The sequence below is a fragment of the Xanthomonas hortorum pv. pelargonii genome (genome assembly GCF_024499015.1).
Classification (GTDB): domain Bacteria; phylum Pseudomonadota; class Gammaproteobacteria; order Xanthomonadales; family Xanthomonadaceae; genus Xanthomonas; species Xanthomonas hortorum_B.
Genome location: NZ_CP098604.1, coordinates 3,329,669 through 3,350,934 on the forward strand (window position 1 = coordinate 3,329,669; position 21,266 = coordinate 3,350,934).

Below are 21,266 nucleotides of genomic sequence, written 5' to 3' on the forward strand. Positions count from 1 at the left end.
GCTGTGCTACGGTCCGGCCGTCCGCTCGTTCTTCCGGAAAATTCATGTCCAAATTCGCCTCGATCTGCCTGGTTGCCGGCCTGATCACCGCTGGCGCCGTCTCTGCAGAGGAAACCGCCGTGTCCAACGATCCCTACGCCTGGCTGGAAGATGTCACCGGCGCCAAACCGCTGGAGTGGGTGAAGGCGCAAAACGCCAAGACCGAAGCGCGGCTGGCCGCCACGCCAGCGTTCACGCAGATGGAAACCAGCATCCGCGAAGTGCTGGATTCGGATGCCAAGATTCCCGGCGTCCAGAAGATCGGCCCGTACTACTACAACTTCTGGAAGGACAAGCAGCACGAGCGCGGGCTGTGGCGGCGCACCACGCTGGACGAATACCGCAAGCCGGCGCCCAAGTGGGAAACCGTGCTGGATCTGGATGCGCTCAACAAGGCCGAAGGCGAGAACTGGGTCTGGCACGGCGCCGACTGCCTGCGCCCGGATTACCAGCGCTGCCTGATCGCGCTGTCGCGCGGCGGCGCCGATGCCGATGTCACGCGCGAGTTCGATCTGGCCGGCAAGCAGTGGGTCAAGGACGGCTTCTTCCGTCCGGAAGCCAAGGGCGGCCTGGGCTGGGTCGACAAGGACACCGTCTACGTCTACACCGATTTCGGCCCCGGCGCGCTGACCAGCTCCGGCTACCCGCGCATCGCCAAGCAGTGGAAGCGCGGCACCCCGCTGAGCGCAGCCACGGTGGTGTACGAAGGCAAGCCGACCGATATGTACATCGCCGCCATGCACGACGACACGCCCGGATTCGAGCGCGATTTCGTCAGCCGCACGCTGGCCTTCTACAACGAAGAGCTGTATTTCAAGGGCGCCGACGGCAAGCTGGTCAAGGTGGATGCGCCCAACTCGGCCAGCAAGGCGGTCAAGCGCGAATGGTTGACGCTGGAACTGCGCGATCCGTGGACGGTGGGCGGCAAGACCTACAAGGCCGGCTCGTTGCTGGCGACGCGGTTTGACGACTTCATGGCGGGCAAGCGCAATTTCGATGTGCTGTTCGAGCCCACCGACACCACCTCGCTGGCCGGCATCGCCTGGACCAAGTCGCACCTGGTGTTGAACGTGCTGGAAGACGTCAAGAACCGCCTGAGCGTGGTCACTCCCTCGCAGGATGGCTGGAAGAAGAGCGCCTTCGTCGGTGCGCCGGCGTTCGGTACCGTGGATGTCAGCGCGGTGGACAGCGACGACAGCGAAGCGCTGTGGTTGACCGTCACCGATTATCTGACCCCGACCACGTTGTCGTGGGTGGAGGTGGGCAGCGCGCCGCAACCGCTCAAGACCATGCCGGCGTTCTTCGATGCCGGCAAGGACAGCATCGAACAGCACTTCGCCACCAGCAAGGACGGCACCCGCGTGCCGTATTTCCTGGTGCGTCCCAAGGACCTGAAGCTCGACGGCAGTGCACCGACCCTGCTGTACGGCTACGGCGGTTTCGAAATCTCGATGACGCCGAACTATTCCGGCTCAATGGGCCGCGCCTGGCTGGAAAAGGGCGGCGTCTATGTGGTGGCCAACATCCGTGGCGGTGGCGAATACGGCCCGCGCTGGCATCAGGCCGCGCTCAAACAGAATCGCCACAAGGCCTATGAAGACATGGCTGCGGTGGCCAAGGACCTGGTCACCCGCAAGATCACCTCGACCAAGCATCTGGGCGTGCAGGGCGGCAGCAACGGCGGCCTGATGACCGGCAACATGCTCACCCAGTATCCGGAACTGTTCGGTGCGGTGGTGGTGCAGGTGCCATTGCTGGACATGAAGCGCTATAGCCATCTGTTGGCCGGCGCCTCGTGGATGGCCGAATACGGCAACCCGGATACCGACGACTGGAAGTTCATCCAGACCTTCTCGCCGTATCACCTATTCGATGCGAAGAAGACCTATCCGCCGGTGATCTTCCTGACTTCCACGCGCGATGACCGGGTGCATCCGGGCCACGCACGCAAGATGGCAGCCAAGATGATCGAGGCCGGCAAGGACGTGACCTACTACGAGAACATCGAGGGCGGCCACGGCGGTGCGGCCAACAATGCGCAGGCGGCGCATATGGCGGCGCTGGCCTACAGCTTCCTGTGGGAGCGGTTGGCCGATTGAGACGCCGGCCGGAAGTGGTTCTGTAAGTCGAGTTGCTTTCGTTGTGTCTTGCTCTGAAGAAAGCCCTGGGTCGATTGGCTCAGGGCTTTTTTGTGCTTCCTTCTCCCTGCGGGAGAAGGTGCCCGAAGGGCGGATGAGGGTACGGTTTGCACGCGATAGTTGATGCTTGCTCAATGAAGCAACTACGGAAGTAGAGTCTCGAGCAGAGGCTTGAGGCAAAGCCAAGGCCAAGGCAAGGCTTCCGCGCCTTGCGGCGCGGGTTACTTTTGTTTCGGCAAAAGTAACCAAAACCATGTCGCCCGACGCGATCCGGTGCGATGGAGCCGCACCGGTGCCCTGCGCTCCTCGCCACACGCGGCACGGCGCCCAAACTCGCTACGCTCAGACAGGGCGCCTCTTCGGCCACGCGTGGCTGCGGTGCTCGGCTCGCTCTAGGGCGAGGGGAGGCACAAGCCAGCAGCCAGAAAGCAAAAGCGCAAAAACAGAAGCGCAAAAGCAAAAGAACAAAAAAGCTCGGAGGCAGAAAAACAGCAGCTATGGCTGTCTATATCGACTGCAATGAGCGCGCTGCTGCGGCTAAACGCAGCTGCAGAGATTGACCGTGCAAATCACGCGTCGCGCAATCAAAGATGTCTCAAACCACGCGCAATCCGCTCTACCGCCTGCTCAAGGCGCGGCAGACTTTGGGTATACGCAATACGGACGTGTTGATTGGCGCGATGAAAGCCGAAGTCGATGCCGGGGGTGAATGCGACATGTTCGGTTTCCAGGAAATGGGCGCAGAAGGCCTGGGCATCGCCGGAGAATGCGCTGATATCGGCGTACAGATAAAACGCGCCTTGCGGCTCGACGTCGATCTTGAAACCCAATGCGCGCAAGGCCGGCAGTAAATAATCGCGGCGTTGCTGGAACTCGGCCCGGCGGGCTTCGAAGATGGCGATGCTTTCTGGCATGAAACAGGCCAGGGCGGCGTGCTGGGCGATGGTGGAGGCGCTGATGTAGAGATTCTGTGCGAGTTTCTCCAGTTCGGGTACCGCCTTGGGTGGGGCGATCAGCCAGCCCAGGCGCCAGCCGGTCATGCCGAAATACTTGGAGAAACTGTTCAATACGAAGGCGCCGTCGTCTACTTCCAGCACGCTGTGCGCATCCATGCCATAGGTCAGGCCGTGATAGATCTCGTCCACCACCAGGTGGCCGCCGCGCGCATGCAAGGTCTGCGACAACGCAGCCAGTTGCGCGCGCGACAGCACGCTGCCGGTAGGGTTTGCCGGCGAGGCGACCAGTGCGCCGACGCTGTCGGCATTCCAGCAGGCGTCCACCAGGTTTGGGGTCAGTTGGTAATCGGTGTCCGCGCCGACCGGCACCAGTTGTGCGGCGCCTTCGACCAAGCGCAGAAAGTGCCGGTTGCACGGATAGCCGGGGTCGGCGAGCAGCCAGTGTTTGTTCGGGTCGACCAACAGACTGCTGGCAAGCAGCAAGGCGCCGGAACCGCCGGGCGTGACCAGGATGCGTTCCGGATCGATGTCGCAGCCATAGCGCTGCGCATAAAACCCAGCGATGGCTGCGCGCAGTGCAGGAAGGCCGCGTGCGGCGGTGTAGCGGGTGTGCCCGGCGGCCAATGCGGCCTGTCCGGCGGCAACGATCGGTGCGGCGGTGGTGAAATCCGGTTCGCCGATTTCCAGGTGGATCACATCGTGGCCGGCCTGTTCGAGCGCGTTGGCGCGTGCCAGTAGCGACATCACATGGAACGGCGCGATGTCCTGGCTGCGACGGCTATAACCGGAGGAGTGCGGAGGCATGGTATCCATCGGCAGGATGGTAGACCAGCCAGTGCACAGGTTTTGTTACCGCGCGGCAAAGATCACCGCGTGTTTGGGCGCGTGCGGAACCATGGATAACTATCGGGACCAGGTGCGTGCCAGCCGAATGCGAGCGCAGTCCTTGCGCGCAGACACGCACGGCCATCAGGATCGAGCGGGCGCTGCCCTGCCTGCCACAAGGCAGCACAGGATCATCCAGATCCCGGACATCGCAACTGCGCCGTTCCGCACGGGACCAATCTCCTGGCACATGACGCTGCGCGCCGGTCTCTTCTACACTCGGGCGCTGGGATGGCATTGCGTTCATCCAACGGACCCCAATCTGATGAAGCCTGTCCTGACTCTTCTGATCGCCAGCCTGATGACCACCTCTGTTCCTTCCGCCTTCGCAGCTCTCCCGTCGCCGCCGGACGTGGCCAAGCACCCGCATGTGGTCAAGGCCCCGTTCGGAGCCACCCGCAACGACGATTACTACTGGTTGCGCGACGACAAGCGGCAAGACAAGGCGATGCTGGCCTACCTCAACGCCGAGAACGCCTACACCGACACGGTGATGGCGCCGCTGAAGCCGTTGGAAGACACGCTGTATACCGAGATCGTCGGGCGCATCAAGCAGGACGACGCCAGCGTGCCGTATCGCGCACGTGGCTACTGGTATTACACCCGTTTCGAAGCCGGCAAGGATTACCCGATCCAGGCGCGCCGCAAGGGCAGCATGGAGGCGCCGGAAGAGATCCTGCTGGACGTCAATCAGATGGCCGCAGGCAAGGGCTATTTCAGTGTCGGCGATGCGGAAGTCAGCCAGGACAATCGCATCCTGGCCTGGGCCGACGATGCCGTGGGCCGCCGCCAGTACACGATCCGTTTCAAGAATCTGGACACCGGCGAGATCTACCCGGACACCGTGGAAGGCGTCGCCGCGAACGTGGTCTGGGCCGACGACAACAAGACCCTGTTCTATGTCGAAAACGACCCGGAAACGCTGCTCACCGTGCGCGTGAAAAAGCACGTGCTGGGCACGCCTTCCAAGAGCGACGTGCTGGTCTATGAAGAGAAGGACGACAGCTTCTACATGGGCATTGCGCGCACCCGCGACGACAAGTACATCGTCATCGGCGTGGAAAGCACGGTGTCGTCAGAATCGCGCTACGCGCCGGCCGACAAGCCCGAGCGCTTCACCGTGCTGGCCAAGCGCGAGCGCGATGTCGAGTATCACCCCGAGCATTTCGATGGCCGTTGGGTGATCCGCACCAATGCCGATGGCGCCAAGAACTTCAAGCTGGTGACTGCGCCCACCGATGCGACCACGCGCAAGCAGTGGACCGATTGGGTGGCGCACGACGACAACGTCTACATCGAAAATTTTGAGCTGTTCGATGGCTTTACGGCGATCGAAGAGCGCTCCGGCGGGCTGGAACGCGTACGCCTTCAATTCAACAGTCCGCACATGGATGTGCGGGCTCTTGCGGGGGAACCGCAATACGTCAAGGCGGACGAGCCGGCGTATTCGATGGGCCTGGCGATCAATTCCGAGCCTGACACGGCCTGGCTGCGTTACAGCTATACCTCGCTGACCACGCCGGCAACGACGTACGAACTCAATACGCAGACCGGCGAGCGCAAGTTGCTCAAGCAGCAGCCGGTGATCGGCTACGACCCCAGCAAGTACGTCACCGAGCGCGTCTGGGTGGCTGCGCGCGACGGCGTCAAGGTGCCGGTGTCGCTGGTCTACAAGCAGGGTTTCAAGAAGGACGGCACTGCCGCGCTGTTCCAGTACGCCTATGGCAGCTACGGCATGTCGATGGATCCGGCGTTCAATCTGCCGGCGATCAGCCTGGTGGACCGTGGCGTGGTGTATGCCATCGCGCATATCCGCGGCGGCCAGGAGATGGGCCGGCAGTGGTACGACGACGGCAAGTTGCTGCACAAGAAGAACACCTTCACAGACTTCGTCGATGTCACGCGTGGGCTGGTTGCGCAGGGCTATGCAGCCAAGGATCGCGTCGCCGCATCCGGTGGCAGCGCCGGTGGCCTGCTGATGGGCGCCGTGGCCAATATGGCCCCGCAGGACTACCGCGTGATGGTGGCGCAGGTGCCGTTTGTCGACGTGGTCACCACCATGCTCGACGCCAGCATCCCGCTCACCACCAACGAATACGACGAGTGGGGCAACCCGGAAAACAAGGACTATTACGACTACATGCTGTCGTACTCGCCGTACGACAACGTGCGCAAACAGGCATATCCGGCAATGTTTGTCGGTACCGGTTTGTGGGATTCGCAGGTGCAGTATTGGGAACCGGCCAAATGGGTCGCCAAACTGCGCGACGACAACACCGGCACCCAGCCGATCGTGTTCCGCACCAACATGGAAGCCGGCCACGGCGGCAAATCCGGCCGCTTCCGTCGCTACCGCGAGGCGGCCGAATCGTATGCGTTTGTGCTGGATCAGCTTGGGGTCAAGTAGGTGAGGGGCGGGGATTGGGGAGTCGGGATTTGGGATTGGTAAGAGCAGGGCTCCAGTTCCTGCGTGCAGACGTACCCTCATCCGCCCTTCGGGCACCTTCTCCCGGTGGGAGAAGGGGGGCGCTGACCACCTCACCCCCCACTGGCCGTATCATTTACCCATGACGCGACCGACTCGATTCCGCTGGGCCTGGTGGTTGCTGGCCTACGCCAGCCTGGCCACCGGCATCGTCGGTATTTTTGTGCCCGGGTTGCCGACCACCGTCTTCATCCTCATTTCCGCCTGGGCCGCCTCGCATGGCTCCGAGCGTCTGCACAACTGGCTGCTCTCGCATCCGCGCTTCGGCCCGGCCATCGTCGAATGGCAGACCTATCGCGCGGTCAGCCGCAAGGCCAAATGGATGGCCACGCTCACCATGACCATCTGCGCCGGCATCATGCTGTGGTGCGTGCCGGTGTTCTGGGTCAAATGCCTGTCGATCGGCAGCATGGCGGTGGTGGCGATCTGGCTGTGGCTGCGCCCCGAGCCGCCACCGCGCGCGCTGCCCACCGCGCCCTGAGCGCACGGCAGTCAGGGTGTTCTGGCTATACTTCGGTGCATGAGCCTTATGTCCCGACCATCCGTTCGCCTCGCACTGGTTGGTGCGACCTTTGTCCTGCTTGCCGCCTGCGGCAACAAGGGCCCACTGGTGATGCCGCAGAAGCCGGTGCCGGTGGAAGCCCAGCCTGTGCCGCAGCCGCCGGATGCGCCGCAACCGCTGGACGAGTCGACGCCGGCGCCAGTGCCGGTCGACACCGACACCAAGCCCGCGTCCACCACCGACCAGCCCGCTAGCCGCGGCAATGAGCGCTGACGGTCGCAGCGAGCGTCTGCGTTTCACCAAAATGCATGGCGCCGGCAACGATTTCGTGGTGCTGGACCTGCGCGACGGCACGCCGCCGCCGGATGCCGCGCTGGCCACACGTCTGGCCGACCGCCACTTTGGCGTGGGCTGCGACCAGATCCTGACCATCGAAGCGCCGCGCAGCAGCGAGGCGGTGGCCGCCTACGGCATCTGGAATTCCGACGGCTCGGCCGCGCGCCAATGCGGCAACGGCGCGCGCTGTGTCGCCGCCTGGTTGGTGCGCGATGGCACGGCGCAGGGCGATGAATTCGTCATCGACAGCCCGTTCACCGCGCACCGCGTGCAGCGTCTGGACGCCGGCACCTATGCGGTGGCGATGGGCGTGCCGCACTTCGAGCCCACGCAGATCCCGTTGGCCGGCTTTGCACATGCGCGCGAGGAATACGCGCTGCCGGTGCACGGCGAGACCGTGCGCTTTGGCGCGGTGTCGATGGGTAACCCCCACGCCGTGATCGAGGTGGGTCGCGTGGATGCTGCGCCGGTGGAGCGCGTGGGTGGATTGTTGCAGCAGAATGCCGCGTTTCCCGATTCGGTCAACGTTGGTTTCGTCCAAGTTGTCGAGCCCACGCATGTGCGTCTGCGCGTGTTCGAGCGCGGCGTCGGCGAAACCCTGGCCTGCGGCAGTGGCGCGTGCGCGGCGGCGGTGGTGCTGATGCAGCGCGGCCGTGTGGAACGCGATGTGCGGGTGTCCTTGCCCGGTGGCGAGCTGCGCATCCGCTGGGCCGGCGATCAGCAGGAAGTGGTGATGTCCGGCCCGGCCGTGTTCGTTTTCGATGGAGAGTGGAACTGATGAGCGAGAGCGTGGATAAATTCAGCGCGCACGAAGTGGCCACATGGTTGCGACGCCATCCGACCTTCCTCAAACAGTTCCCGGATCTTGCGGTGAGTTTGCTGGTACCACGCGACGACGGCCCGACCGCCTCGCTGGCCACCTATCAGCTGGAAGTGTTGCGCGACAAGAATCGTGAGCTGTCGCGGCGATTGCACGAACTTGGCCACAACGCCCAGGACAACGAGCGCCTGGCGGTGCGCACGCATCAACTGACGCTGGCGCTGATGCGTCAGACCAGCGCGGCCGACACGCTCAAGGCGATGGCGGCCTCGCTGGCAGAAGATTTCAATGGCGAACTGGTGCGGCTGGTGTTGCTGACGCCGGTCGCCGGACTGGACGCCGACTGGCTGCAGGTCATCGCCGCCGATGACGCGCGCTTGGCGCCGTTCCGCGATTGTCTGAGCGACGGCGAGCCGATCTGCGGCCGCCTGCAGACCGAAAAACATGCGTTGCTGTATGCCGAACAAGCCGCCGAGGTGCAATCCACCGCGCTGCTGCCGCTGCCCGGCATCGGCCTGATCGCGGTCGGCAGCAGCGATGCCAATCGCTTCTATCCCGGCATGGGCACCTTGTTCCTGCGCATGATGGGCGAATCGTTGAGCGTCGCACTGCAACGCTTCGACGCATGATGCGCATTGCAGGGCGCGCCGATGCGAGCGACCTGCAGTGGATGGTTGCTCCGATGGCGCGGCAGCGAGGAATTTAAAGATGTCTTCGGTCGAAGACTTTCTTTCATATCTTCAGGTCGAACGGCAGGTGTCTGCGCACACGCTGGATGCCTATCGACGCGATCTGGCTGCGTTGGTGAGCTGGGCGGCCGAGCAAAAGAGTGAAGATGGCGCGCCATTGGATGCTGCGCTGCTGGACAGCGCGCAACTCACCAGCGCGCAGTTGCGCCAGTTCGTCGCTGCCGAGCATCGACGCGGTCTGTCGCCCAAGAGCCTGCAGCGCCGGCTCTCGGCATGCCGTAGCTACTACGCCTGGCTGCTCAAGCATGGCCGCATTGCGGCCAGCCCGGCAGCAGCGATGCGTGCGCCCAAGGCGCCGCGCAAATTGCCGCAGGTATTGGATGCCGATGAGGCGGTGCGCCTGGTCGAAGTCCCGACCGATGCGCCGCTGGGCTTGCGCGACCGCGCCTTGCTGGAGCTGTTCTATTCTTCCGGCCTGCGCTTGAGTGAGCTATGCGCGCTGCGCTGGCGCGATCTGGATCTGGAGAGCGGCCTGGTGATGGTGCTGGGCAAGGGCGAAAAGCAGCGCCTGGTGCCGGTGGGGTCGCATGCGATCACCGCACTGCGCGCGTGGCTGCGCGATAGCGGCGGGCGTGCCGAAACGCATGTGTTCCCCGGCCGTGCGGGCGGTGCGATTTCGCAGCGTGCGGTACAGATCCGCATCAAGCAACTGGCGGTGCGCCAGGGCATGTTCAAGGACGTGCATCCGCATATGCTGCGGCACAGTTTTGCCAGCCATATTCTTGAATCGTCCGGCGATCTGCGCGGCGTGCAGGAGTTGCTCGGCCACTCGGATATCGCCACCACGCAGATCTACACGCATCTGGATTTCCAGCATCTGGCCAAGGTCTACGACGCCGCGCATCCGCGTGCCAAGCGCAAGAAAGCTGATGAGTGAGTGGTGCCTAGTGCCGGAAGCCGCGGATTGAGTGGTGTGCAGCGCAGGAGGTCGCCGATTGAGTTGTGTACAGTCGCGTGCAGTTGATGCACGTCGCTGAGCGACCACTGCACGCATGACGCTGTTAAGCCCCTCTCCCGGCGGGAGAGGGGTTGGGGTGAGGGTACGAGCGCCAGCGCCGCTCAACGTCATCGAGGATTTCCTGCGCCAACGCCGAGATGAGTGAGTGCGGGCGAAGCGCGCGCACACTGACATGTCCAAGCAGTGCGCTCGCACTCCTGCCGTCTGAGCGCGCTGCATCAGCCGCCCGCAGCACATGCGCGCAGCATGCTTGAACCCGGCAGGGGCGTCCCCACCTCATTGGAAACCCCCGGAGGACCCATGGACCCCAGCCAGAATCCCAACATCGTTCACGCCACCACCATCATTTCGGTCCGGCGTGGTGGGCATGTCGCCGTCGCTGGCGATGGTCAGGTCACGCTTGGCCATACCGTCATGAAGGGCAACGCGCGCAAGGTGCGCCGGCTCGGCCGCGAGGGGCAGGTGCTGGCCGGTTTCGCTGGCGCTGCCGCCGACGCGTTCACCTTGTTCGAGTTGTTCGAAGCCAAGCTCGACAAGCACGGCCAGCTGACCCGCGCAGCGGTGGAATTGGCCAAGGATTGGCGCACCGAGCGCCGCCTTGGCAAGCTCGAAGCCCTGCTTGCAGTGGCCGATAAAGAGACCTCGCTGATCATCAGCGGAACGGGCGATGTGATCGAGCCGGAAGACGGCATCATCGCGATTGGTTCCGGCGGTTCGTACGCCTTGTCGGCCGCCCGCGCGTTGCTGGCGCACACCGAACTGGACGCCAAGACCATCGCCACCGAAGCGATCCACATCGCTGGCGATATCTGCATCTATACCAATCGCAATGTGGTGGTCGAAGAGCTGTGATTCGGGAGTGGGGAATCGGGAATCGCAACAGCGGTTTCGTCTCCACTCTAACGATATAGGTTCTTGATTCTTGCCCCACGATTCCCCATTCCCAATTCTCGACTTCCCAATGCCAAATCCCGATACCTCAACCATGACTCCGCGCGAAATCGTGCAGGAGCTCGACCGTCATATCGTTGGCCAGCACGATGCCAAGCGTGCGGTCGCCATCGCGCTGCGTAATCGCTGGCGCCGGATGCAGTTGCCCGAGGAACTGCGCAACGAAGTAATGCCCAAGAACATCCTGATGATCGGTCCGACCGGCGTCGGCAAGACCGAGATCGCGCGACGTTTGGCCACATTGGCCAATGCGCCGTTCGTCAAGGTGGAAGCCACGCGCTTTACCGAAGTGGGCTACGTCGGCAAGGACGTGGAGCAGATCATTCGCGACCTGGCCGACACCTCGGTCAAGCTGTATCGCGAGCAGGCCAAGGTGCGTGTGCGCAACCAGGCCGAAGAACGCGCCGAAGACCGCATCCTGGACGCGTTGTTGCCGCGACGTGCCGCCGGGATTGGTTTCGACCCGGAGGCCGCGCGTAACGAGCCATCGTCGCAAGACAACGAAACCCGCATCAAGTTTCGCCGCATGCTGCGCAATGGCGAGCTGGACGAGCGCGAGATCGAACTGGAAGTCGCGGTCAATGCCAGCATGGACATCATGACCCCGCCGGGCATGGAAGAGATGGGCCAGCAGCTGCGGCAGATGTTTTCCAATCTGGGCAGCGGCAAGTCGCAGAAGCGCAAACTCACCATCAAGGCCGCGCGCCCGCTGCTGATCGAAGAAGAGGCCGGCAAGCTGGTCAACGAAGACGACGTGCGTGCTGCGGCGATCGAAGCCTGCGAGCAGCACGGCATCGTGTTCATCGATGAGATCGACAAGGTCGCCAAGCGTGGCGAAGCCGGTTCGACCGGTGGCGATGTCAGTCGCGAAGGTGTGCAACGCGATCTGTTGCCGCTGGTGGAAGGCTCCAACGTGTCGACCAAGTACGGCACGGTCAAGACCGACCATATCCTGTTCATCGCGTCGGGCGCGTTTCATCTGGCCAAGCCCAGCGATCTGATTCCCGAATTGCAGGGCCGTTTCCCGATCCGGGTGGAGTTGACCGCACTGACCAAGGCCGATTTCGTGCGCATCCTCACCGAGCCCAAGGCGGCATTGATCAAGCAGTACGAAGCCTTGTTGCAAACCGAGGGCGTCAATTTGACCTTCGGCGCCGATGCGGTGGACCGGTTGGCCGAGATCGCCGCGCAGGTCAACGAGCGCCAGGAAAATATCGGTGCGCGTCGTCTGCACACGGTGTTGGAGCGCTTGCTGGATACGCTCAGCTACGAAGCCCCGGATCGCGATGGACAGAGCGTCGCCGTGGACGCGGCGTATGTCGATGCGCAGTTGGGTGAGCTGGTGCAGGATCCGGATCTGAGCCGCTACATCCTTTAGGGATGCAGGGTGTTGCAACGCAAAGGCCCGCCGATTCGGCGGGCCTTTGCGTTGCGTGCATCGCGCATCGAAATCAGCAGCGCGTGACATGCCTGATTGCAGCGCGCATGCACAAGGCTGCGCGGCTAACGCATGCCATCGCTAGCGAGAAGCCGCATGGCGCAGATTGGCGCTGTAGCGATGCAATAACTCCATGTGCACCTGTGCGTAGGCGGTGTCGGTCAGGCTGGTGGCCAGTGGCGAGGTGACCGCAGCCCGCGCCGCTTCCGCGCGCGCCTGGTCCAGGTCTTCGCTGCGTGCGGCCAGATCGGCGAGCACGAACACCTTGTCCGGCTGCACTTCCACGTAGCCACCGCAGACATAGATTTGCAACGGCTCGCCGCTGACCGGGTGGATATGCAGCATGCCTTCGGCCAGGATGGTCAGTAGCGGCGTGTGCCGCGCCATCACGCCGAAGCGGCCCTCGCTTCCGGGAAGGCTGACCTCGCGCACTTCGCCGCTCCACAACGCACCGCTCAGGCTGACGATGTCCAGCTGCAGGGAATGCGCAGTGGACGTGTTGGACACCTGTTCGTTGGCCGCTGCCATCAATGATCCATCGGGTAAAACGCGAGCTTAGCGCCCGGCGTGTCAAAAGACCTGTTGATATCAACTCGGATGAGCGTGTCTAGCGTTGCGCGTGGATGGCACGCGCAACGCGGCGTGCGCTGCGCTTACGCGTGCGGGCAAGCGCTGTCCAGTCTGCTCAAGCGGCGTCAGTCCTCGCCGATGTCTTCGTTCCACACGTCGGGGTTGGCGGAAATATAGCCGCCCAGCAGGTCGATGCATTCCTGGCTTTGCAGGTCGATGACGTTGACGCCGTGCTCGCGCAGCCAGGACACGCCGCCCTGGAACGTGACCGATTCGCCAACCACCACCGTGCCGATATTGAACTGGCGTACCAGCCCGCTGCAGTACCAGCACGGCGCCAGCGTGGTGACCATGATGGTGTCCTTGTAGCGGCGCTGGCGGCCGGCCTTGCGGAAGGCATCGGTCTCGCCGTGCACGGACGGGTCGTTTTCCTGCACGCGGCGGTTGTGACCGCAACCGAGCAGGCGGCCGTCGTTGTGATACAGCGCAGCGCCGATCGGGATGCCGCCTTCGGCCAGGCCTTGGCGGGCTTCGGCGATGGCGGTGTCGAGCAGGGCGCGGTAGTCGGGGGTGGTGATCATGCAAGCTCCTGGGTGGCGGCGTCGGCGCGACGCAGCATGTCGATGTGGGGAATGCCGTCTTCCAGATACACGGCGGAAGATGGCGTAAAACCGTGTGCGGCATAGAACGCTTGCAGGTGCGATTGCGCACTCAGTTGCACGGCGCTGGTCGGCCAGTGTTGCTGCACCACGCGCAAGCCTTCGCGTAGCAGCGCATGCGCAAAGCCGTGACCACGCTGTGCGGCGGCAATGACCACCCGGCCAATACTGGGTTCGGGATAACTCACGCCGGGCGGCAACACGCGCAGATACGCGGCCAACACATCGGTATCGGTGCTGCCGAGCAGATGCAGTACACCTGGCAAGGTGTCCTTTCCATCCAGCTCCGGATACGCGCACTGCTGCTCCACCACAAACACATCCGAGCGCAGCCGCAGCAGCGCATACAGCTGCGTGGTGCTCAGTTGCTCGAAGCGCAGGCATTGCCAGCGCAGTGAGAGCGAATGGGAGGACGAAGACGACATCACCGCATGATAGCGGCTGCGTTGGCTTAGAGTGGCTAACAAAACGTAGCGAGCGAGCGCCTGTCAGTGAGTGCAGCGGTTTTGTCGGCCGCATCTCGATGGATGCAGTCAAAAGTCCAGATCAAACGCTGAGTGGGTCGAATGCGCGGTGCCCTCACCGCTCGCTGGACACGCCGCAAGTACGTCCATGTAGGCTCGGTGGCGGCATCCATGCCGCCACACGGTCCCGCAATCGGCGAGGGCACCGCACCAGAGAGTGGATCGGTTGCTTTGTTTAAAACCATGCATAACGACCATCTCGACTGGTCCTTGCCCGCCCACCGTCGCGGGACCTTACGCGGCATGGATGCCGCGTAAGAGCTTACAAGGACGTACTTGCAGCGTGTCCCGCGATGGTGGGCGGGCAAGGCCCTGCAGCCAGGCAGCAGATCAGCCGGCCTGCAGTGGACTGGCGTGAAGTAGTTTTGTTAGCCGCTCTTAGTCGACTGCGCTGCCGGTGTCGATTGCCACCACCACCGACATGCCTGCGCGCAGGCGCGCTGCCAGCGGCTGGCCGGGATCGACGCTGATGCGCAGCGGAATGCGCTGGGCGATCTTGACGAAATTGCCGGTGGCGTTATCGGCCGGCAACACGCTGAACTCCGAACCGGCGGCCGGGGAAATTTCCTGCACGCGCCCGTGCAGACGCGCATTGTTCAGCGCATCCACGCTGAAGCTGGCGCGCTGTCCTATGCGGATCTTCGCCATCTGGGTTTCCTTGAAATTGGCCACGATCCACAGCGTGTCCGGCACCAGCGACATCAGCTGCGTGCCATTGGTGACGTAGGCGCCCTGGCGCACGCCGAGCTGACCGAGCTGGCCATCGCGCGGGGCAACAATGCGCGTGTTGTCCAGATTGATCTGCGCCAGTTGCACGGCCGCTTGCGCGTTGGCAACCGCCGCTTGCAGCGCGGCGCGATTGACGGTGACGCTGCGTGCATTTTCTTCGGCGGCCTGCACCGCGGCGCGTGCCTGTGCCACGCCGGCATCGGCCTGCGCGCGTGCGGCAAATGCGGTGTCGCGATCCTGTTCGGAGACCAATTGCCGGCTGGCCAGTTGCTGCGTGCGTGCGTACGCCGAACGGGTGCGATCGCGCTGGGCCTGATTGCTGCTCAGTGCGGCGCGTTGTTCGGCAATCGTCGCATCGGCGCTGTGCCGCTGCTGGTCCCAGTTGGACAGGTTGGCTTGCGCGGTCTGCACCTGCGCCTTGGCCTGTTCGAGTTGCTGGGCATAGATGCGGTCGTCGATCTTGGCCAGCAACTGGCCGTGCTTGACGTGCGCAAAGTCCTGCACCGGTACCTGCGTGACATAGCCGCTGACCTGTGGCGCGATCACCGTAATCTGGCCGTGCACCAGCGCGTTCTCGGTGTGCTCGATGGCACTGACAAACGGCGGCAGGCGCCATGCATACAGCACCAGCGCAACGCCGAGCAGGGCCAGCCCGCCGAAGCCGATCACGCCACCGATACGGCGACGTCGGCGGCGCTGCTGTTCGGCAAGGGAAGTAGTGTCTGCAGGTGTATTCATGGGCGCACAGTGGAAGCGGAAGAGGTGGGCGACACGGGTGGGCGCACATAACGCCGCCACACCAGCACGGACAGGATCCATAGCCCGGTGGCGATGGCGATGCAGCCGATCAACAGAAACACGTCGTTATAGGCGAGCACATTGGCTTCGCGTGTGGCCACGCTGCCCAATGCACGCACGCCTTGGGCCTGGCGCAGCGCCGGGTCGCCGATGCTGCGGCCATACAGGCTTGCATATGCTTGCACGCGCGCGGCCACTTGCGGGTCGCTCAACACCAGGTGCTCGACCAACTGACTGGAATGGTATTTCTCCCGCACCACCTGCACCGTGCCGAGCAGTGCGCTGCCGAGCAGGCCGCCCATGTTCTGCGCCATGCCGAACAGCACCACGAAGCTGATCAGATTGCCGGGTTGCGCAATCACCAGGCCCAGCCCCGCGACCATTGCCGGGCCGATGAAGAAGGTGCTGCCAAACGCGAGCAGGAACTGGCTGACGTACATCTGCTCAGGCCGGGTGAGGCTGGTGGCATCGGCATCCATGAAGCAACCGATGCAGATCGCGGCCACCGCAATGATCAGATGCTCGGCCACCCGCGCCGGATTGATCAGCCACGCGCTCGCGGCCACGCCCACCACCGCGCCCAACAGCATCAGCGCGAACAGGGTCTGCAATTGTGTGTTCGCCAGTCCCAGGGTCTGGAAAAAGCCTATCGCGCCAGTGCTTTGTTCGGACAGTACCAGCCGGATCAGCAGAATCGCCAGGCCCAGCCGCAGCATGTCGCCGCTTGCCAGCCAGCGCGTGTTGATCATCGGGTTACGGCGGTTGTGCTCGATCCACGCTGCCGTGCACAGCAGCACGATGGAGGCGGCAAGCACCACGCCCAGCCACGGCGTACTGGTCCACCACAACAGCCGCCCCAGCGAGAGCACCGCCGCCAGACCGGCCGAACCGGCCGCGAACAGGCTGAAGGTGAGGAAATCCAGCGGCTCGAACACGCGATAGCGATCGCTCGGCGGCAGCTTGAGCGCCAGCACGCAGGCCAGCGCGAACACCGCCAGGCCGAATTCGAACAGGTACAGGCCCTGCCACTCGCCAAATTCCAGCAAATCGGTGGAAAACACCCGCGCCAACGGCAATGCGAGTTGGGTGACCCCCAGCCCGGTCACCACCGCCTTGAGCCGGTACCTGGCTGGAAACGCCTGGATCACGTAATACAGCCCCAGCGAACTGAGCGCCGCGCCCACCAGCCCGTGCGCAGCACGCACGGTGATGGCCGAGCTCAGGCTGTGCACGAACAGATGCGCGAAGGCGATGGCCGCATACAGCGCCAGGAAGATCTCGGTGAACCGGCGCAGCCCGAACTGCTGGCGGAACTTCACCAGCAGCAGGTTGGCCGACATGTTGGTCATCACATAGGCGGCAGGCAGCCAGGCCATTTCAGTGGCGTAGGCGCCCAGCGTGCCTTGCAGATAGGTCAGGTTGGCGGTGACCAGCGCATTGCTCAGCCCACCGGTCAGCGCCACCACCACGCCGACCAGCCCGTACTGGATGCGCCGCCGGGTGGGGTGCAGGGGCGTGGAGGCCGACCCCGGCAGGGTGGGCTTCTCATGGGGCTGCCAGTCGCGCTGGACGTACTTGTCGCGCACCGAATGCTCGCTGGGCCAGTCGCTGAAGAAGACGGCGATTGTGGTCCGGTTGCGGTCATGGCGGCGTCAGCAGTGCGATAATCCACCCATGAGCGAATCTCCCTATACCTCCGGCACCACCCATTTCGGCTTTCGCGATGTCGCTGCCAAGGACAAGCAGAAGCTGGTCGGCGAAGTCTTCACCTCGGTCGCGCGCAACTACGACCTGATGAACGATCTGATGAGTCTGGGCGTGCACCGCGCGTGGAAACGCTACTTCGTGGCGACCGCGCAGGTGAAGCCGGGCGACCGCGTGCTGGATCTGGCCGGCGGTACCGGCGACATCGCGGTGCTGCTCAAGGAGCGTGTGGGCAATGAGGGCGCGGTGGTACTGGGCGACATCAACGCCGGCATGTTGTCGGTGGGCCGCGACCGGCTGACCAATCGCGGCCTGGTGGCTGGCTTCGACTACGTGCAATGCAATGCCGAGGCGCTGCCGTTCCCGGATCAAAGCTTCGATCTGGTGACCATCTCCTTCGGCCTGCGCAACGTCACCGATAAAGACGCCGCGCTGCGCGAGATGTATCGCGTGTTGAAGGTGGGCGGGCAGGCGCGCGTGCTGGAATTTTCCGAAGTCACCGCCGAGTGGTTCAAGCCGATCTACGACTTCCACTCGTTCAAGATTTTGCCCAAGTTGGGCCAGCTGTTCGCACGCGATGCCGACAGCTACCAGTACCTGGCCGAGAGCATTCGCAAGCATCCGCCGCAGGAATCGCTCAAGGGCATGATGGGCGATGCCGGATTTGCGCGTTGCCACTTCAATAATCTGACCGGCGGCATCGTGGCGATCCACTCCGGTTACAAGATCTGAGAGTGATCCGACGCGTCAATCCCTGAGCGTCCAGTCCGGCGTGTATCGCGCGCCGGACACCCCGCAGCACACGGCGCTTGTGTTCGCTTGCCGCGCCATCGCACCTTGCGCGCCTGCGTTTGCCGACAAACTTTTGAGACTCCCGTCGCGTTGGCTCCACCAATGGTCGGCGACACTAGGCCACCTTTCGCTGGAGACGTGCATGCGCTTGTACGCAGGGCTGTCGCGCGTGTTTCCTCGCTCCTTCAGCGCCAAACTGCTGGCGGTGACCTTTGTCGGCATCCATTTGCCGCTGCTGTTGCTGATCGTCTGGCTGGCATCGCAAAGCGAGTTGGGCGGACGCCCGCTGTGGTCGGTGGTGATCGTGGCATTGCTGGCCACGCTGGCGGGCACCGCGCTGACGCTGTCTGCACTGTATCGCTTGCTCGCGCCACTTCGCATCGCCGCCGACGCGCTGGATGCGTACTACGCCGATCAACGCCTGCCCACGCTGCCCGAACATGGCGACGACGAGTTGGGGCGTTTGCTGCGCGGCATCAATCGCAGCCTGCGCGGTATCGATGCCGGCATGCGCGATCTCAAGAAGCACGCCTTGTTCGATTCGCTGACCGAGGCGTTGAACCGGCGCGGCTGCGAGCAGGCGATGCTGGATTCGGTCACCGCCGCGCAGCGCGAAGGCTGGCCGTTCGTGTTGTTCGTGCTGGACATGGACAACCTCAAGACGATCAACGACCGTTTCGGCCATCTGGCCGGTGACCGCGTGTTGGTGCGGCTGGTGGAATCGGCGTACGGCTGGCTCGGTGCGCAGGACTGGATCGGGCGTTGGGGCGGTGATGAATTTTTAATCGGCGTGCATGCCGGCGAAGACGAGGCCACGCTCAAACTCAATCAATGGCTGTCGATGCTCGAACGCGACGATGCCGACGAAGCGCCGCTGCATGTCAGCGCCGGCAGCGCGGTCTGCGAGCAGGGTCTGGATGCCACCGAGTTGTATCGACGCGCCGATGTGGCGATGTACCGCGCCAAGTTCTCCGGCGGTCGGCGCCTGGTGCGCGACGGGCACGATACCCCGCGCAGTCATCCGGTGACCTGAGCCGCCAGCGATGGCACGGGCAGGCAGCGGCCCAGAGCGCTAAAATGCCCGATTCCCCTTGCTGCGGTGCCGTCGATGCGCTTCCCGTTCCTGTCGCTGTCCCTGGCCGTCTCCATCGCGCTGGCCGGCTGTTCCAACGAGTCCACACCGCCGGCCGCGACCAACGCGGCACCGGCCGCCACCGCCAAGGCCCCCGTGAAAGCAGACGCCCGCAACCACGACGAAAGCTCCTACGCCCAGCCGCAGCTGGTGGTCATCAAGGATCTGGCGCTGGACCTGAAGCTGGATTTCGACGCCAAGCAAATCGGCGGCACCGCGACCTACACGCTGGACTGGAAAGACAAGGCCGCCAAGCAGCTGGTGCTGGACACGCGCGAGCTGAGCATTGCGCAGGTGCAGGCCGACGACGGCAAGGGCGCGCTGGCGCCGCTGCAATTTGCGCTGGCGCCGGCCGACAAGACCTTCGGCAGCAAGCTCACTATCGAGACGCCGACTCAGCCGTCCAAGATCGTGATCACGTATCACACCGCACCGACCGCCTCGGGCCTGCAGTGGCTGGAGCCGTCGATGACCGAAGGCAAGCAGCTGCCTTTCATGTTCAGCCAGTCGCAGGCGATCCACGCGCGCAGCTGGGTGCCGTTGCAGGACACCCCGAGCGTGCGCTTCACTTATAGCGCGCATGTGACCTCGCGCCCGGACGTGATGGTGCTGATGAGCGCCGACAACGACCCCAAGGCCGCGCGCGATGGCGATTACAGCTTCAAGATGCCCGAGCCGATTCCGTCCTATCTGCTGGCGATTGCTGCCGGCGATGTGGTGTTCAAGCCGATTTCCGCACGCTCGGGCGTGTGGGCCGAGCCGGCCATGGCCGACAAGGCCGCCAAGGAATTCGAAGACACCGAAAAGATGATCGGTGCCGCCGAAAAACTCTATGGCCCGTATCGCTGGGGCCGTTACGACATGCTGGTGCTGCCGCCGTCGTTCCCGTTCGGCGGCATGGAAAATCCGCGCCTGACCTTCGCCACGCCCACCGTGATCGTCGGCGACAAGTCGCTGGTGTCGCTGGTCGCGCACGAACTGGCGCATAGCTGGTCGGGCAACCTGGTGACCAATGCCAGCTGGAAGGACATCTGGCTCAACGAAGGCTTCACCACCTACGTGCAGGCGCGCATCACCGAGGCGTTGTACGGCGCGGAGATGGCCGAGATGGAACGCGAGATCGACCAGGGCGATCTGCTGGCCGAAGTAAAGGACATGGCGCCGGCCGACCAGGCATTGGCATTGCCGCCGTTGGCCGAGCGCGACCCCGACGAAGCCTTGAGCCAGGTGGCCTACGTCAAGGGCGCGTGGTTCCTGCAGTTCCTGGAGCAGCGTTTCGGCCGCGAAGTGTTCGACCCGTTCCTGCGCGGTTGGTTCGACGATCACGCGTTTCAGAGCGCCACCACCGACCAGTTCGTCGATTACCTCAACAAGAACCTGCTGGCCAACCATCCCAATACCGTGAGCGCGGCCGAAGTGGACGCGTGGTTGAAGCAGCCGGGCATCCCGGCCTTCGCCACCAAGGCCCGCTCGCGCAGCTTCTCGATCGTGGATACCGCACGCATCGCCTGGAGCGGCAGCGGCACGCTGCCCAACAAGCAGGTCACCGGCGAGTGGGGCACGCAGGAGTGGGTGCATTTCCTCAGCGGCATGGGCGCGACCTTGACGCCGGAACAGCTCAAGCAACTGGATGATGCCTACCACTTCACCGGCACCCCGAACGGTGAAATCGCGATGCGTTGGTACCCGCTGGCGATCCGTAGCGGCTACACCGATGCGCGCGCCGCTGCCGGCGAGTTCATCGAACGCGTCGGCCGCCGCAAGCTGGTGCTGCCGATCTATACCGAACTGTTGAAGACCCCGGACGGCATCGCCTTCGCCGAACAGGCCTTCGAAAAGGCCAAGCCCAGCTATCACCCGATCACCACCGCATCGGTGACCGAGATGATTGCCAAGGCGAAAGCAGCGCCGCCAACGCAGCCGCAGCCGTAATGGCAGGGGAGGGCGTTGCAAGACGCCCTCCCGCCGCTTCCAGCGCTGCATCGCGCCCGGGTGCGCTCCTACAGTGTCTGGTCGTCTGATCGTGGGCAGGCTGTCTGCGCAAGCCGTTGATCAATTCCATCGGGGCAGGCTGGTATCGTTGCCATTGAATTCGCCCCGG

18 protein-coding genes are annotated in these 21,266 nt (G+C 63.9%); 12 read left to right on the top strand and 6 right to left on the bottom strand.

The features are described 5' to 3' along the window. Nucleotides 1–44: 44 nt before the first annotated feature. Nucleotides 45–2,138: a prolyl oligopeptidase family serine peptidase gene (locus tag NDY25_RS14560; protein WP_168958677.1), complete on the top strand. Its 2,094-nt coding sequence runs from the start codon at nt 45–47 to the stop codon at nt 2,136–2,138. Nucleotides 2,139–2,761: 623 nt separating this feature from the next. On the opposite strand, the gene NDY25_RS14565 is transcribed toward NDY25_RS14560, so the two are convergent. Then, nucleotides 2,762–3,946, bottom strand: coding sequence for a pyridoxal phosphate-dependent aminotransferase (locus NDY25_RS14565; protein ID WP_168958676.1), 1,185 nt, complete (start codon nt 3,944–3,946; stop codon nt 2,762–2,764). A gap of 337 nt (nt 3,947–4,283) precedes the next feature. Between NDY25_RS14565 and NDY25_RS14570 the strand changes: the two genes are divergently transcribed. The 8 genes from NDY25_RS14570 (at nt 4,284) to hslU (ending at nt 12,197) form a co-directional block, all read left to right on the top strand. Beyond that, a complete protein-coding gene (locus NDY25_RS14570) occupies nt 4,284–6,425 on the top strand; it encodes a S9 family peptidase (protein ID WP_168958675.1) in 2,142 nt (713 codons plus the stop codon). Nucleotides 6,426–6,585: 160 nt separating this feature from the next. Beyond that, nucleotides 6,586–6,984 carry a YbaN family protein gene (locus tag NDY25_RS14575; RefSeq protein WP_168958674.1) on the top strand — a complete coding sequence of 133 codons (399 nt, stop codon included), beginning with the start codon at nt 6,586–6,588 and terminating at the stop codon, nt 6,982–6,984. Nucleotides 6,985–7,023: 39 nt separating this feature from the next. Further along, complete coding sequence (gene lptM, locus NDY25_RS14580) at nt 7,024–7,278, top strand: LPS translocon maturation chaperone LptM (protein ID WP_168958673.1); 255 nt, start codon at nt 7,024–7,026, stop codon at nt 7,276–7,278. Beyond that, nucleotides 7,268–8,119 (top strand): diaminopimelate epimerase, encoded by an 852-nt coding sequence (gene dapF, locus NDY25_RS14585; protein ID WP_168958672.1) that lies wholly within the window; start codon nt 7,268–7,270, stop codon nt 8,117–8,119. The genes lptM and dapF overlap by 11 nt, the downstream gene beginning before the upstream one ends. After that, on the top strand, nt 8,119–8,790 hold the full coding sequence (locus NDY25_RS14590) for a DUF484 family protein (RefSeq protein WP_006451316.1): 672 nt from the start codon (nt 8,119–8,121) through the stop codon (nt 8,788–8,790). The genes dapF and NDY25_RS14590 overlap by 1 nt, the downstream gene beginning before the upstream one ends. A 79-nt stretch (nt 8,791–8,869) precedes the next feature. Continuing rightward, nucleotides 8,870–9,787, top strand: a complete 918-nt coding sequence (gene xerC / locus NDY25_RS14595; protein ID WP_168958671.1) for a tyrosine recombinase XerC — start codon at nt 8,870–8,872, stop codon at nt 9,785–9,787. 381 nt (nt 9,788–10,168) lie between these two features. Beyond that, nucleotides 10,169–10,720 (top strand): ATP-dependent protease subunit HslV, encoded by a 552-nt coding sequence (hslV, locus tag NDY25_RS14600; protein WP_006451318.1) that lies wholly within the window; start codon nt 10,169–10,171, stop codon nt 10,718–10,720. Between the two features lie 109 nt (nt 10,721–10,829). Further along, nucleotides 10,830–12,197, top strand: coding sequence for an ATP-dependent protease ATPase subunit HslU (gene hslU, locus NDY25_RS14605; protein ID WP_043889451.1), 1,368 nt, complete (start codon nt 10,830–10,832; stop codon nt 12,195–12,197). A gap of 141 nt (nt 12,198–12,338) precedes the next feature. On the opposite strand, the gene atpC is transcribed toward hslU, so the two are convergent. The 5 genes from atpC to NDY25_RS14630 all read right to left on the bottom strand — a co-directional run bounded on the left by atpC (nt 12,339) and on the right by NDY25_RS14630 (nt 17,123). Continuing rightward, nucleotides 12,339–12,785 (bottom strand): ATP synthase F1 subunit epsilon, encoded by a 447-nt coding sequence (atpC, locus tag NDY25_RS14610; RefSeq protein ID WP_168958670.1) that lies wholly within the window; start codon nt 12,783–12,785, stop codon nt 12,339–12,341. Between the two features lie 167 nt (nt 12,786–12,952). Next, nucleotides 12,953–13,408 (bottom strand): nucleoside deaminase, encoded by a 456-nt coding sequence (locus NDY25_RS14615; RefSeq protein WP_006451321.1) that lies wholly within the window; start codon nt 13,406–13,408, stop codon nt 12,953–12,955. After that, nucleotides 13,405–13,911, bottom strand: a complete 507-nt coding sequence (locus NDY25_RS14620; protein ID WP_168958669.1) for a GNAT family N-acetyltransferase — start codon at nt 13,909–13,911, stop codon at nt 13,405–13,407. The genes NDY25_RS14615 and NDY25_RS14620 overlap by 4 nt, the downstream gene beginning before the upstream one ends. A gap of 477 nt (nt 13,912–14,388) precedes the next feature. After that, nucleotides 14,389–15,477, bottom strand: coding sequence for an HlyD family secretion protein (locus tag NDY25_RS14625; RefSeq protein WP_168958668.1), 1,089 nt, complete (start codon nt 15,475–15,477; stop codon nt 14,389–14,391). Then, nucleotides 15,474–17,123: an efflux MFS transporter permease gene (locus NDY25_RS14630; RefSeq protein WP_168958667.1), complete on the bottom strand. Its 1,650-nt coding sequence runs from the start codon at nt 17,121–17,123 to the stop codon at nt 15,474–15,476. Before NDY25_RS14630 ends, NDY25_RS14625 begins: the two co-directional genes overlap by 4 nt. Before the next feature lie 88 nt (nt 17,124–17,211). On the opposite strand from NDY25_RS14630, the gene ubiE reads away from it, so the two are divergent. The 3 genes from ubiE (at nt 17,212) to NDY25_RS14645 (ending at nt 21,097) form a co-directional block, all read left to right on the top strand. Beyond that, nucleotides 17,212–17,973: a bifunctional demethylmenaquinone methyltransferase/2-methoxy-6-polyprenyl-1,4-benzoquinol methylase UbiE gene (gene ubiE, locus NDY25_RS14635; protein WP_168958666.1), complete on the top strand. Its 762-nt coding sequence runs from the start codon at nt 17,212–17,214 to the stop codon at nt 17,971–17,973. Between the two features lie 202 nt (nt 17,974–18,175). Further along, nucleotides 18,176–19,066, top strand: a complete 891-nt coding sequence (locus tag NDY25_RS14640) for a GGDEF domain-containing protein (RefSeq protein WP_168958665.1) — start codon at nt 18,176–18,178, stop codon at nt 19,064–19,066. 75 nt (nt 19,067–19,141) lie between these two features. Then, nucleotides 19,142–21,097, top strand: a complete 1,956-nt coding sequence (locus NDY25_RS14645) for a M1 family metallopeptidase (protein ID WP_168958664.1) — start codon at nt 19,142–19,144, stop codon at nt 21,095–21,097. Nucleotides 21,098–21,266 lie beyond the last annotated feature (169 nt).

Coding starts and splice junctions, on each gene's coding strand:
- NDY25_RS14640 (WP_168958665.1), top strand. CDS start 18,176: ATGCGCTTGTACGCAGGGCTGTCGCGCGTGTTTCCTCGCTCCTTCAGC.
- NDY25_RS14575 (WP_168958674.1), top strand. CDS start 6,586: ATGACGCGACCGACTCGATTCCGCTGGGCCTGGTGGTTGCTGGCCTAC.
- hslU (WP_043889451.1), top strand. CDS start 10,830: ATGCCAAATCCCGATACCTCAACCATGACTCCGCGCGAAATCGTGCAG.
- NDY25_RS14625 (WP_168958668.1), bottom strand. CDS start 15,477: ATGAATACACCTGCAGACACTACTTCCCTTGCCGAACAGCAGCGCCGC.
- NDY25_RS14565 (WP_168958676.1), bottom strand. CDS start 3,946: ATGGATACCATGCCTCCGCACTCCTCCGGTTATAGCCGTCGCAGCCAG.
- xerC (WP_168958671.1), top strand. CDS start 8,870: ATGTCTTCGGTCGAAGACTTTCTTTCATATCTTCAGGTCGAACGGCAG.
- NDY25_RS14615 (WP_006451321.1), bottom strand. CDS start 13,408: ATGATCACCACCCCCGACTACCGCGCCCTGCTCGACACCGCCATCGCC.
- ubiE (WP_168958666.1), top strand. CDS start 17,212: ATGAGCGAATCTCCCTATACCTCCGGCACCACCCATTTCGGCTTTCGC.
- NDY25_RS14645 (WP_168958664.1), top strand. CDS start 19,142: ATGCGCTTCCCGTTCCTGTCGCTGTCCCTGGCCGTCTCCATCGCGCTG.
- NDY25_RS14570 (WP_168958675.1), top strand. CDS start 4,284: ATGAAGCCTGTCCTGACTCTTCTGATCGCCAGCCTGATGACCACCTCT.
- hslV (WP_006451318.1), top strand. CDS start 10,169: ATGGACCCCAGCCAGAATCCCAACATCGTTCACGCCACCACCATCATT.
- NDY25_RS14620 (WP_168958669.1), bottom strand. CDS start 13,911: ATGTCGTCTTCGTCCTCCCATTCGCTCTCACTGCGCTGGCAATGCCTG.
- lptM (WP_168958673.1), top strand. CDS start 7,024: ATGAGCCTTATGTCCCGACCATCCGTTCGCCTCGCACTGGTTGGTGCG.
- atpC (WP_168958670.1), bottom strand. CDS start 12,785: ATGGCAGCGGCCAACGAACAGGTGTCCAACACGTCCACTGCGCATTCC.
- NDY25_RS14590 (WP_006451316.1), top strand. CDS start 8,119: ATGAGCGAGAGCGTGGATAAATTCAGCGCGCACGAAGTGGCCACATGG.
- NDY25_RS14560 (WP_168958677.1), top strand. CDS start 45: ATGTCCAAATTCGCCTCGATCTGCCTGGTTGCCGGCCTGATCACCGCT.
- dapF (WP_168958672.1), top strand. CDS start 7,268: ATGAGCGCTGACGGTCGCAGCGAGCGTCTGCGTTTCACCAAAATGCAT.